This window comes from Flavicella sp., from assembly GCF_029238425.1.
GTDB lineage: Bacteria > Bacteroidota > Bacteroidia > Flavobacteriales > Flavobacteriaceae > Flavicella.
Genome location: NZ_JAQWGB010000019.1, coordinates 1 through 13,694, shown reverse-complemented (window position 1 = coordinate 13,694; position 13,694 = coordinate 1). Strand labels below are relative to the sequence as shown.

At 33.7% G+C, this 13,694-nt stretch carries 10 protein-coding genes; 8 read left to right on the top strand and 2 right to left on the bottom strand.

Going from position 1 to position 13,694, the window contains the following annotated elements:
* Positions 1 to 77 precede the first annotated feature (77 nt).
* The 7 genes from P8H68_RS01330 (at position 78) to P8H68_RS01300 (ending at position 8,483) form a co-directional block, all read left to right on the top strand.
* Positions 78 to 956, top strand: a complete 879-nt coding sequence (locus P8H68_RS01330) for an IS982 family transposase (protein WP_300320637.1) — start codon at positions 78 to 80, stop codon at positions 954 to 956.
* Positions 957 to 1,371: 415 nt separating this feature from the next.
* The gene (locus tag P8H68_RS01325) at positions 1,372 to 2,910 is read left to right on the top strand and encodes a sialate O-acetylesterase (protein ID WP_300320635.1); all 1,539 of its coding nucleotides are present in this window, start codon (positions 1,372 to 1,374) and stop codon (positions 2,908 to 2,910) included.
* A gap of 25 nt (positions 2,911 to 2,935) precedes the next feature.
* Complete coding sequence (locus P8H68_RS01320) at positions 2,936 to 4,282, top strand: sulfatase-like hydrolase/transferase (protein ID WP_300320633.1); 1,347 nt, start codon at positions 2,936 to 2,938, stop codon at positions 4,280 to 4,282.
* Positions 4,283 to 4,660: 378 nt separating this feature from the next.
* Positions 4,661 to 5,497 carry a T9SS type A sorting domain-containing protein gene (locus P8H68_RS01315; RefSeq protein ID WP_300320630.1) on the top strand — a complete coding sequence of 279 codons (837 nt, stop codon included), beginning with the start codon at positions 4,661 to 4,663 and terminating at the stop codon, positions 5,495 to 5,497.
* A 633-nt stretch (positions 5,498 to 6,130) separates the two neighbouring features.
* Positions 6,131 to 6,958, top strand: a complete 828-nt coding sequence (locus P8H68_RS01310) for a T9SS type A sorting domain-containing protein (protein ID WP_300320628.1) — start codon at positions 6,131 to 6,133, stop codon at positions 6,956 to 6,958.
* A gap of 217 nt (positions 6,959 to 7,175) precedes the next feature.
* Entirely contained in the window at positions 7,176 to 7,313 is a 138-nt protein-coding gene (locus P8H68_RS01305) for a hypothetical protein (RefSeq protein WP_300320626.1), read from the top strand.
* Between the two features lie 90 nt (positions 7,314 to 7,403).
* The gene (locus tag P8H68_RS01300; RefSeq protein ID WP_300320623.1) at positions 7,404 to 8,483 is read left to right on the top strand and encodes a T9SS type A sorting domain-containing protein; all 1,080 of its coding nucleotides are present in this window, start codon (positions 7,404 to 7,406) and stop codon (positions 8,481 to 8,483) included.
* A 126-nt stretch (positions 8,484 to 8,609) separates the two neighbouring features.
* On the opposite strand, the gene P8H68_RS01295 is transcribed toward P8H68_RS01300, so the two are convergent.
* Together P8H68_RS01295 and P8H68_RS01290 are read right to left on the bottom strand one after the other, a co-directional pair.
* Complete coding sequence (locus tag P8H68_RS01295) at positions 8,610 to 10,502, bottom strand: sulfatase (RefSeq protein WP_300320621.1); 1,893 nt, start codon at positions 10,500 to 10,502, stop codon at positions 8,610 to 8,612.
* A gap of 32 nt (positions 10,503 to 10,534) precedes the next feature.
* Positions 10,535 to 11,956, bottom strand: coding sequence for a sulfatase-like hydrolase/transferase (locus P8H68_RS01290; protein ID WP_300320618.1), 1,422 nt, complete (start codon positions 11,954 to 11,956; stop codon positions 10,535 to 10,537).
* A gap of 295 nt (positions 11,957 to 12,251) precedes the next feature.
* Here P8H68_RS01290 and P8H68_RS01285 point away from each other — a divergent pair.
* Positions 12,252 to 13,694: glycoside hydrolase family 2 TIM barrel-domain containing protein (locus tag P8H68_RS01285; protein ID WP_300320615.1), on the top strand; the 1,443-nt coding region annotated here is incomplete at its 3' end.

Here is a 13,694-nt window from a genome sequence, read left to right as displayed (position 1 = left end):
ACCCGTAGTGCATTAATAAAAAAGTTGTGCAATGCCCATAATAGGCTTAAATTGAAGTTACCAGACTCACAATTTATATGCACAACTTAGAAGCAAATTACCATAAAATTTTAGAAGTTTTGACGATTTTAGAATTAAAGTCTAATTTTTTAAATCAAAAAAGGATTCCCAAATTATCAGACAAGGAACTCATCGCTTTAAATCTCACCTCAGAATATTTAGGTATTGATAGTGAATATGATTTATTTCGAAAACTACCGCCAACATTGAGTTCTAAAATAGAACGTTCCGTTTATAATAAAAGAAAGAGAAAATTATTTCCTCATATGGAATCTCTTAGAGCTAAAATAGCTGCTCGTTTTAATGAGTTTGAAAACTGTTTTATAGTAGATAGTATGCCTTTAGAGGTTTGTAAAATAGCTAGAGCCTCTAGAAGTAAAATATGTAAAAGCACTGAATATTCTAAACCTGACAGGGGGTATTGTGCTTCTCAAAACACGAGGTATTATGGCTATAAATTACATGCTGTTTGTTCGGTAAGAGGAATTATTCAGAGTATGGATATCAGTCCCGCTTCTGTTCATGATATTCATTATTTAAAAGACATAAAACAACAATTAAAACACTGTACTTTATTAGCCGACAAGGGATATCTCTCTTCAAAATGGCAACTTAACTTATTTGATGAGTGCCATATAAAATTAGAAACTCCTATGAGAAAAAATCAACATAATTTCACAGAACAACCTTATGTGTTTAGGAAATCTAGAAAAAGAATAGAAACCTTATTTTCTCAACTTTGTGACCAGTTTATGATTCGTAGAAATTATGCTAAATCTTTTGAAGGGTTCAAAACTAGAATATTATCTAAAATTACAGCACTAACTGTAATACAATACATCAACCATTTTATATTAGGTAGAAAAATAAACAATATCAAAAATACTATCATTTAAAATGCACTACGGGTTAAAGATAATATTTTTTAATAATAAACTATTAATCCTTGTGCTACCAGCACAAGGATTCGTTTTTTATGGAGGTATTTGTGTAAACCTTAAGGGGTTTTCAAACGAATTGGTCTCAATGACATATATTTTATGCAAAGACGCTCATCTAATATAAACTGTGCTGCATGATCTTAGCGTTTTTCGATTTGTACTCTCTCTAAATGCTAGGTTTCCAATGCTGTAAAATTTGAGTACAAGTTTAGTACTTTAGAGTACACTTATGTTTTTTGGAAAGAATTATTTTGGTCTTCTAAATTTATACGTGGATAGTCGAAAGGAAAGACATTTGAAAGAAGACTTGAAATAATTTGGATTCGGAAAATTGTCAATGATAAAATACAACATGAAAATGCAATATAAAATGAGAAAAATCAATACAAGATTTATTTTAGGTCTTTTGATACTTTTGGCAGGTGAAGTAATTGCTAAGGTTGAACCGGCTAGTGTCTTTACTAACAATATGGTGCTGCAAGCCGATAAGAATATCGTGGTTTGGGGAACAGCAGATGTAAACGAAGCCATAACAGTTTCTATCAATGGAGTTAGTGCTAAAACCAAAGGAGGAACTGATGGGAAATGGAAGGTTGAATTACCAGCAATGACATATGGTGGTCCTTATAAATTAAAATTTATCGGTAACAATACTCTAAGCATGACGAATGTAATGATAGGAGAAGTTTGGATTTGCGCTGGTCAATCTAATATGCGTCAACCGGTTAGAAATTCAATTAATGCCAAAGAGGAAATAGGGAATGCCAAGTATAAGAATATTCGTTTTCTTACGATTCCACTTGACGGTAGTGCAGAGCCAAAGACCAAATTTAATGCAAAATGGGTAGTGTGTTCAAAAACGACAGTTGCCAATAAAACAGCTACTGGTTATTTTTTTGGTCGAAAGCTTCATGAGGATTTAGATGTTGCCATTGGATTGATAGATGTGTCTTATGGAGGTGCAACTATTTTTACATTTATGGACAAGGAAACTATTGAAAATACAGTTGATACTGCAAGTATTTATCGTTTAGATAGAGCAAATAGAAAAAAGTTTCAGACTGCTATGACAAAATGGGAGTCAAATGGGCGCAAAGGATATAAACCCACTAAAGTTTCCAAAATATATAACGCGAATTTTAAACAATGGAAAGAAGAGGGAAGAAAAGGAGTAAAACCTTTCCTAGCTTCACCCAATCGATATTCATCCTTATGCTACAATGCCATGGTTCATCCTCTTGTTCCTTTTTCTGTAAAAGGAGCAATCTGGTATCAAGGAGAAGCTAATACAAGTAGTCCAGAGTCTTATGTGAAATGGTTTGGGGATTATATCAACATGATGCGAAAACATTTTAATAATACTGAAATGCCTTATTATTTTGTGCAATTGGCTGGATTTGAAAACCAACCGAATACAAAAGTATTGCCTGAGACTTGGGCTAAATTTCGATTAGGACAAGAACAATGTCTAAAACATCCTTTTACAGGAATGATTACAGCCATGGATATTGGTGAAAAAAAGAATATTCATCCCAAAAACAAACAAGAAGTGGGTCGTCGTTTTGCACTTAGTGCGCTCCATCAAACTTATGGTAAAACAGAGGTTGTTTATCAAGGTCCAACAATAAAAACAATTGATCAAAAAGGCAAAAAATTGCTGCTTACTTTTGAGCATTGTGAAGGAGGTTTGAAAAACAATAAGAAGAAAAAACTAGTAAGTGGATTTTCCGCTGTATTAAATAATGGAAAGGTGGTAGCACTGGAAGGAGAAATAAAATCATCAAATACGATAGAAATTAAAGTTTCAGAAGTGAAACGTTTACGTTATGCCTATGCCAATTATCCAGATTGTCCGTTGTATAATGGTAAAGGTTTACCAGCTCTATCATTTGATAAGGAAATAAAATAAAAACAGAAATAAATATTTAAATAAAATGAGAACACTAAACAAAATCGGTTTTATAATTTTCATAGTTGGTGCGCTAGTATCTTGTGGAAATAAAGCAAACAAAGAAGCTGTAAAGCATCAAAAGAAGATTGTTGCAGAGCAACCACCCAATATTGTATTCATATTATCGGATGATCAATCTTGGACTGATTATAGCTTTATGGGAGATAAAAATATAGAAACGCCACGCCTAGATCAGTTTGCTTCAGAAAGCCTTACTTTCACTAGAGGTTATGTGCCAACATCTTTATGTTCACCTTCTTTGGCAACAATTATAACAGGGTTGTACCCTAAGGATCATGGTGTTTTAGGGAATGATGTTGTTTATGAAAAAGTAAAAAACACCAAAGAAAGTAAAAAGAATAGAGCAGAGGCTTATGCCCCAATAATTACTCAATTTGAAAAGCAAAATACACTTCCGGACATTCTTAAGGATAAAGGATATGTATCATTTCAAACTGGGAAATGGTGGCTTGGAAATCATAAAATAGGAGGCTTTGATTATGGGATGACCCATGGTGATGCGAAACGCGGTGGAAGACATGGTGATTATGGTTTAGAAATTGGGAGAACTGGTTTAGACACTCTTAATACTTATGTTGATTTAGCCTTAAAAGAAAAGAAACCTTTCTTTTTATGGTATGCACCATTTTTGCCTCATAGACCTCACACACCACCTCAGCGTTTGTTGGATAAATATTTAAAGAAAACGGATTCTGAATATGAAGCTAAATATTGGGCTATGTGTGAATGGTTTGATGAGACTTGTGGTGAATTATTCGATTTGATTGACGACAAAGGATTGACAGAGAACACGTTGTTTGTATATGTATGCGATAATGGATGGGTACAAAAGCCTGATATGGATACTTACGAAAAGCATTCTAAAAGAGCTCCTTATGATTTAGGAATAAGAACTCCAATCATGTATAAATGGGCTGGTAAAATTAAGCCAAAGATGGATACTGAAACAGTAGTGAGTAGTATTGATATGGTTCCAACAGTATTAGATTTATTGGATATTGAGCAATCTAATAACTTGCCTGGGATTAGTGTTTTGGATACACCTAAATTAGAAAAGCGTGATATCATTTTTGGTGAAATTTATGCTCATGATTTTACAACCATAGAATCGAGTATATTTTACAATATGGCTATTCAAACACCCTATAAACTTATTGTTCCTGATGCAGTAAGAAAATCAGATGAAAAGGTTCAATTGTTTAATATTGAAGAAGATCCTTTTGAGAAAAATAATATAGCTGAAAGCAATCCTGAAATTGTTGAAAGTTTGAAAAAACAGATTCTTTCTTTTAGAGCAGGAAACAAATAAAATAATGAGAGAACTTAATACGCGTTCTCTCGTTATTTTTAATTAGAAATCATAAGTAGAAATCCGTGATACCAAGAGTGAAACATTTTGGTATTGGGTTTCTACTTTTTTTTATACAATTAATGACCTAGAAACTGTACATACAGGGTTGTGCTATTCAAAGATTTAAGATGAAGTATTTGTTAAATGATGTTTGTGATATTGAAAATACTGAACATTATAGGTAGTGTAATAGGTTGATATTTAGTGAATTGTGTTATAGAGTGCAAGATCAGTTAAACAGAGAACAGTTTTTTTTTCTTAGGTATTTAAATTTAGCATCATAATTTGATTAAAAGAACAACTTAATATTTCAATTAACATCAAAACCAACAAATCATGAAAAAAATTACTCTAAAAATTGCAGCATTACTTTTTCTAAGCTTGCTAGCTTTTAATGCACAAGGACAAATAGATGTATCAAAAATATATAATCTTAAAAATTATGCTACCGGCGACTATATGAGAGGTAACAATAGTCTCAATTATCAGACTACTGATGGACCGGGGCCTATTGGCCCTTTAGGGAATGTTGGGTTGAATTTTCAATTCGTGATACCCGAAGACGGTGCTTTGGATTATAATATTGATTGTCCTGCCTTCAGAGGTATTTTGGCTTCAAATGGTGGAACAAGGGCGGCAGAACAGACACTTATACAACCAGGTGATGCTCTGGCTTTAGCTGTGTCGAGAAGGTTTTTAGTAATAGCGGGAACTGGAGATCATGCAGGAACTTACAGAATTAAACTAAACCATGCTGCTGAAACAGTTAATAGATATTTGTATGAAGGTATAGCTGTCCCAAATGGAATCCCTACGTATCACGTTTATGATATTACTGATATGAATGATGGTGTTAATACTATTACTGACGGAGAGGATAGAAGTTATTGGTATATTGAGGAGTCACAGATACCTACAGCAAATACGATAAGTTTTGATACAAGTTCAATTGTGATTGCTAACCCAGTTGATGATGAGTTAACTATCAGTGGATTAACCGATGCTGTCGAATATCTAACTGTGTACAGTTTATTAGGACAACAAGTATTATCTATTAGCTTAAGCGGAGAAATATCAGCTAACATTAACGTTACTTCATTAGCAAAAGGAATGTACATTGTTAAACTATTTGGTAAACAGGGAAGTTTTACACAAAAGGTGATAAAAAAATAGCTAGCTTATCTAAACTATTTTAATTTGAAATCATTCTATCTTTTAAGGGTAGAATGATTTTTTTTTGTCTCTAGACTATGGTTCTAAAATGGGCAATAATATGTTGTTCGATAGATAGCTTATCCATGGTTACTATCTAATTCAAAATATAAATACTTGATGAGAGTATATTTTTAATTGAAATTCATAAGTTTAAATCCACATTACTTTAGTTAGATAATTTTTGGGTGTGGAATTTTACTTTTTTTATGATTTTGAAATAAATCAAGCTGAAATTTTAAGAAAAGACTAGTTAATTGAAAGGATAAACATGAAATACTTGTTAAACTATGTTTATGAAAATGGAAACACTAAATAATACGCGGGGCTTTAAGTGTTTGTGTTCTAGTTGTTTGTGTTATATAGTATAAGTTTGGCGAAATAGAGAACAGTGTTTTTTCTCATTTGGATATAATTTTACAGCTGTAATCTAATTGGAGTTTCATAATGATCAAATGAAATAGTAATCAGATGCTATATGTTTATTTTCAATTAGTTTGGGACAAAAATAAGTGTATCTTAATAAAATCCAAGAAGAATTGCAGCATGCAATAATTTAAGTATTCAATAATTTAATTACAAAAACAACAAATCATGAAAAAAATTACTTTTAAAAAAATAACTTTATTTTTATTAAGCTTGATGGCTTTTCAAGTACAAGGACAACTAGCAGGTTCAGCTGTAATAGATAGTCAAATTTATAATATTAAAAATTATAGCACTACTAATTACCTTAGAGGTAATAATACGTCAGTATATCAAACAACTATTGGACCAGGACCTTTTGGCCCTGCAGCAAATATCGGATTGAATTTCCAATTTGTGACACCTGAAGTTGGTGCTACTGATTATAATATCCTTAATATTGAAGAGGATGGTATTATGCAGGCAGCTGCCGGAGTCGCAGTACGCTCATCTTTTCCAGCTGATGGAACTACTACTGCTAAGGCCGCGGCTAGAAGGTTTTATGCTGTGCCGGGAACAGGGGATTATTTAGGTACATACCAATTTAGATTGTCGAATTTAGGAGTGGAGCAATATCTATATGCTGGAGTTGATGGAACCTATGTTTTTATCACTCCTGCTGCTATGATAGATGCAGGAAACTCTGTTTCAGATGGAGTGGATAGAAGTTATTGGTCTATTGAGGTGTCTCAGATACCAACCGCGAATACCTTAGGGTTTGATTCAAGTTCAATTGTTGTTGCCAACCCGGTTAATGATGATTTAATTATCAATGGATTGACAAGCGAAGTTGAACAAGTTGTTGTCTATAGTTTATTAGGACAAAAAGTTTTGTCTAGTAACTTAAGAGGAGAGCCTTCGGCAAAAATTGATGTTACTTCATTGGCTAAAGGAATGTATATTGTTAAACTTTCTGGTAAAACTGGAAGTTTTACGAAAAAGATTATTAAAAACTAGTTAGCCTTTTTAATTAAATATTTATAAAGTTGAAGCATTAAGGTTTGGTTTCACTTTATAGGTTTAGATTAGATGAACCTCAATTTTAATTAATTGAGGTTTTTTTGTCTTGTTTTTTTATTTTTCATGTGTTCTTTTCAAATGTTTATAATTGTTAAGCGGCTTTTGTAGAACCAAGTTTTTTTGTAATTTAATGTCAACCCAAAAAAACTTATTTATGACTAAAAAACTACTAAACTTTATTTTGATTGTTTCAATAAACTTTTTGTTTTTTGAAAACTACGCGCAAGGAACTTTTACGGATGCAGAAGCAGACGGTTCAGGGAACTTTTTATGGAGTAATGCTAATAATTAGAGCGGTGGTGTTGTTCCTGGAACAGGAGAAATTGCTACTATAGCTGGTAATCCAACTATTGATGCTCCTGCGACTGTAGGAAGGCTTCTAATGGGAGGAAGCGGTGATTACACGATTTCAGGAGAAGTCGGTAATGTGTTGACTTTGGATGCAGCTAGTCCTATAAAAAATACAATGAATGCTCTTTTAACGATTGATTGTGATGTGAATATTACAGCAGTTGGAAATATTGATACCTCAGGAGGGAAAGCAAATAATAAGATGGTATTTACAGCAGGGAAAACTTTAAATGTTGCTGCAAATGTGAATATTAGGAATTATTCAGATAATACTTTGGAAATTAATTGCAATCTAACCGGAGCAGCGAATTTGACCACTCATAAAGGTAGTGCTTCGGATGTTGTTTTTGGAGATATGGCGGATTTATCTGGTTTTACTGGTGCATTGCAATATCAATCGGCTGAGACGGGTAGCTATAAGATAATTTCTAATATAGGTACAAGCTCTGGGACAGGTAAATTGAGAGCTATTGGCGGGGTGTTGAAGTGTAATACTCTAGGTGGAGGAACCATTGAAATAAACGGAGCTAATACTATGTTGGGTACGATTAATAGTAATCATCCGGAGGGTACAACTATTACAATTGATCTAAATGCCTTCCAAACTATTGATGTCGTTAAATACAATACCGCAAGTATATTAAATCTTGATACGAGTGATATTTCTGCACTTACAATAACCGCGATACAAACTTCCCTTTTTAATAAATCGGGTATTTTGAATTTTAGTGGATTTCAGAATGAAAAAATAACTGTAGGGAATTCCATGGATGCGGATCGTTTGGGGCGGATGACACATGATTTAAGTGCAGAAGCATTGCTTCAAGATCCTGCGACAGATAAATTGGTGGAAAGTTCAGTTTTATCGGCTCCTCAAAATGATGAAAATCAAAATTTGATTTATCCTAATCCTGCTAGTAATCTAGTTAATATCCAGTCGGTTGTAGGAAGTGAAGTACATGTTTTTGATGTTTTTGGAACTTTGATTCATGATTTTATTAGTGTTGAAACAATAAGTTCTATCTCTATTGAGCATATGCCTAGAGGTGTTTATTTAGTAGAGATTTCATACCAAGGAATGAAAGTCAAGACAAAGCTAATCGTAAAATAATTTTATTTTTAATTCAGAAAAAACTCCCTTTTATTAAAAAAGGGAGTTTTTAGTTTTGATATGTTTTGTTCGTGTTACGGATAAAACAGTGATTTGATTCTTACTTTTTACAAGAGCACCAAATAATTATTGTCTGAATTTAGGATTATTAGGAATTAATCCTAAACTACCTAAAACATCCACGCAGCTTGCTTTTACATTATACGTTCTATGTTCCATAGCCCTAGATTTTTTTACTGTTTCAATAAAAGGAGTTTTGTTAGAAAAGTATAAAATTGAATTCACTGCCATCAAGGCTAAATCTTCATTAGGGTCAAGACAAAATTTCTTTAGGGAGTTTAGAGCAGTCTTGTTTTCTTCTAGATTATATAGGATTGCTGCAGTCATAATAGCAACAGGCGGATAGGAATCTTCTAATGCAACTAATAATTCTGAATGGTATTTATTTAAAATTCGATTTTCTTGAGATCTTAACCCAACTATGGCCCAGTATCTGACCACTTTATTTTTAGATGTTAGCAATTCGATTTGTTGTTTTGCTGTTTTTTCAGATCTGAAACCAGACAGATTTGCTGCTTTTTGAACTTCCTTAAGTTTGTACTTTTTTGAAGTTCGATATTCAAATGGTGTGCTGTGTTTTGAAATTAGATTCATTTCATATTCCGGTAGAAAAAGAATGTCTCTAGAATCCATGATTTCCTCTTTGAGTTGAGTCCTCATTCTCTTTAGAATGTTTTTATATTTAGGGTTTTCTGCCAAATTTATGGTTTCCCATTGGTCTGTATGGATATTAAATAAATATTCTGGTGGACGTTCCGTGAAAAGACTTTTTTGTAATGAGTTTAGATTTTCCTCAGCTAGGTCTTTGCGCATAGTTTGTTTGATGTCGCTAATTTCCATATATCGAATATACCTTGCTTGCGGCATATAGGGTATATAGTTTCTGGAGTATACATAGATTCCGTCAGTTACTGTTCTAACCATGTCAATTCCATTATCCGCTCTGTCAGAAGACAAAATCAAATGGTCAGTTCTGGAAGAAGGTTTCGTACCTGCGATGATCCTTCCTGTAAGGTGATCAGGTATTTTTCCTCCGGCAAGGTGGATCATTGTGGGTGCTAAGTCTTCAAATGAAATTAATTCATTACTGACAGACCCTGGCTCTCCCCATGGAGATAAATGTTCGAATTTTTTTGGGAAATAAGCAATAAATGGAACTCGGTATCCAAGATTGATTCCGTTTGTTTTTCCTCTAGGAATACCTTCTCCATGATCTGCATATAAAAAGATAATTGTATTTTCTTTTAGCCCATCTTCTTCGAGGCGCTTTAAAAGTGCTCCAACTTTTTTGTCGGTATATTTCAGTGAATTATAAACACGGGCAACTTGTTTTCGCATTGCTGGTGAGTCTTTATAAAAAGGAGGCATTTCAAAATCACTTTCTCCAATTTGTTCTGAGGGGGACAATTTATCTAGAACTTGTTTTTTGTACCAACCATAGGTGTGAGTCATAGTTCTCGATTGATGAGAATCCATATAATTGAAAACAGAAAAAAACGGTTGATTGTTTTTTCTATTCCACCATCCTGCTTGTTTGGAGCTCTCATTCCATGATTCAGCTGTGTAGGCTTTTTCATCTGCTACATTGTAGTCTGTTTTACTATTGTTACTCGTGTGATATCCTTCTTCTTGAAGATAATAAGGAAAGCCTTTAATGTAGTAAGGAATGGGAACTGCACTTCTATGGTTTCCTGTTCCGGTTTTATAGGTCTTGACCCCAGTTATTATAGCAGTTCTACTTGGGGAACATACAGTACCTGTAGAAAAAGCATTTTGAAATCGAATTCCTTCACTTGCTAGTTTGTCAATAATAGGAGTTTTTGCATCCTTATTGCCGTAACATCCAATAAAATGAGGGGAAGTGTCTTCCAAAGTAATCCATAAGATATTTGGCTTTTCTTGTGCTGTAATTGTAAAAGAAAATGAGAGTAGTAAAGTGAGTAAACAAAATTGTTTCATTTGTATCAGTTTTGGTATTAAAAAGTATTTCTTTAGTCTGTGGCTTTCCACCATTGATCTCCCCCTAGTGTTGGAAATATCCTATCCTTTAATTCAGAGTTCCATTCTACCCATTTTTTCTCGAGTTTTTTTACTTTGTTGACTTCCTTTGAAGCTATGTTTTTTGATTCAGCTTCTTTAGTTGTGATATTATAGAGCTGAGGTTTCATTTTCGTTCTATTGCCATTCGATACTAATTTGTAATCACCGCTTCTTATGGCCATCGCATTTTGTTCCCATTTTCTCCAGAACAAATAATCGTGGGGAGCACCTGTGTTTTTACCTGTCAAATAGGGGATTAAATCAACGCCATCCAACGGTCTTTTTTTATTAATTTGAATATTGTTTTGTGAAACGATGGTTGCCATAATATCAAGAGAAGAAACGGCCTTCTCGTAGGTGATGCCTTCAGGTAAGGTACCTTTCCACTTCATAGCAAAAGGTACGCGAATACCCCCTTCAAACAAATCACCTTTTAGGCCTCTATGAGGTCCATTGTCAGAGGCATTATTATGGGCACCACCGTTATCTGATAAAAATACAATAAGTGTATTTTCTTCAATTCCAGCTGTGGTTAATTGATTTAAAACCCTGCCAACACCATCATCAACTGCACTTACCATTGCTGCATAGGTTTTTCTTTTTTTGTCTTTGATAGAAGGAAACCTTGATAAGTATTCTTCCGTAGCTTGCATTGGAGTATGCGGAGCGTTGTAAGCAAGGTATAACATAAAGTGTTCTTTGTTTTTTGCTTTTTGATCAATAAAACGTACGGCGGCATCACTTAATTCATCCGTTAAATATTTTTTTGTGGATACGGTGTTGTTGTTTTCTTTTAATTTTGTTCGGTACCAGCCCCATTTAGAATCTACTTCTGATAAATCATTATAGATTAGGTTTTCAGGAAAATAATTATGTCCTCCTGATAGAAATCCATAGAAATAATCAAAGCCTCTTTCTAAAGGGTGAAATACGGGATTCGTTCCCATATGCCACTTTCCAATAATAGCACTTTTATAATCTGCCTTATGTAATACTTGCGCCATGGTCTCTTCTTCTAAAGGCAGTCCTGCGATTGGATTTTTCGGGTCTATAGAAGGGTTCGTGGTAAAACCAAAACGGTCTTGGTATCTTCCTGTTAAAAAACCAGCTCTACTAGGTCCACAAACAGGAAAAGAAACATACCCTTCATTGAATCGAATTCCTTGTTTTGCTATTTTGTCAATATTGGGTGTAGGAATATCTTTACATCCATTGAATCCAACATCTGCCCAGCCCATGTCATCCGTCATAATTACAATTAAGTTTGGACGTTCGTTTGTTTTTTGCGCTGTAATTAATAAGCTGTTTAGGAATAGTATCCCTAAAATAAATACGGCTTTTAGCTGAATTTTGAATCTGTTTATTAGGATCATAATTTTTTCTATTAATGAGAAGCAAATTGAATTTTGAATTAACTGTTTAGAACTCCATGAGATCTCATAGGCAATTTCTGAAATTTTATTCTTTTATAGATAATCTAAATTACCATGATAAGTTCAGTAGTTATCATCCTTTTTAAGGAGATTGATAGCACATTATTGCACGAGGAATGAAATGTGCTACCAAATATTTCTTTTGTGCTAATTATTGAGGTTATCGAGTTAATAGCTGCAATAGAGTTGGGTTTGTTATTAATTATATTTGTGTAAACTTTATATAATATATACTATGCGATTAAAATCAAATATAGTGCTGCCGCTTTTTTTATTAATAATATCCACGGCATCGGTATCTGCGCAAGATTCAAAAGAATGGGAGGATTTATCTGTTTTCTCTGTAAACACAGAAGCTGCCCATGCATCTTTTAATTTGTTTGAATCTACAAGAGAAGCAAAGGCAAAGGAGAAAGAAGATTCAAAATTGTATCAGTCTTTGAATGGAGTGTGGGATTTTAATTTGGTTAAAAATGAAAAGCAGCTTGTTGCTGGTTTTTATAAAGATTCCTTCGATAGAAGTGAATGGGGAACCATTCCTGTGCCTTCAGATTGGCAATTCCATACAGATGATTTTCCATTGTATACCAATATCATATATCCCTACGAAATCAATCCTCCTTTTATGCCAAAGGACTATAATCCGATAGGGTGTTATTATAGAACTTTTGAAGTAGAAAAGAAGTTGAAAAACAAACAGTTGTTCGTCCATTTTGGAGCAGTGAATTCTGCATTTTACATATGGGTGAACGGTAGAAAAGTAGGGTATAGCGAAGGAAGTAAAACACCAGCAGAGTTTGATATTACTAGTTTTGTAAAAGAAGGAAAAAACTCAATTGCCTTGCAGGTGATTCGATGGTCCGATGGGACCTATTTAGAGGATCAAGATTTTTGGAGATTGAGTGGAATCGAAAGGGATGTGTATCTATACGCGCAACCGAAATTAGCTATGCGCGATTTCTTTGTGAAAGCAGATTTAGATTCAATATATGAGAACGGACTTTTGGATGTGACTGTTTCTTTGAAAAATTATGCTAAAAGAACGGCTTATGGAAGTGTAAATGTTTCCCTTCTTGAGAATGGTAAGGAAATAGCAAGCCTAGATAAAAAAGTAAAACTATATAAAGGACAAGAATCAAAAATTAATTTTGAGAAAATAATTGATGCACCTAAACAATGGACAGCAGAAACTCCAAATTTATATGAGTTGTTGATTTCTGTTAAAGATTCTAAAGGAAATCAAACGCATGTGTTACGTCAACAAATTGGCTTTAGAAATGTAAAAGTTCAAAACGGACAGTTATTAGTCAATGGACAGCCAATTCTTATCAAAGGAGTGAACAGACATGAACATGATGAGGTAACGGGTCATGTAGTTTCTAAGGAGCTGATGTTGAGAGATATAAAAATCATGAAATTGAATAATATCAATGCAGTAAGAACATCACATTACCCAAATGATCCTTATTGGTATGAGTTGTGCAATCAATATGGTTTGTATGTGGTAGATGAAGCCAATATAGAAAGTCATGGTTTTGGATACAAGGCAAAGGAAACACCTGCAAATAATCCTGAATTTGAAGGAATGCATTTAGATCGAATTAACAGAATGCAACAACGCGATAAGAACCATCCTTCTATTATTATTTGGTCTATGGGGAATGAGGCTGGTGATGGT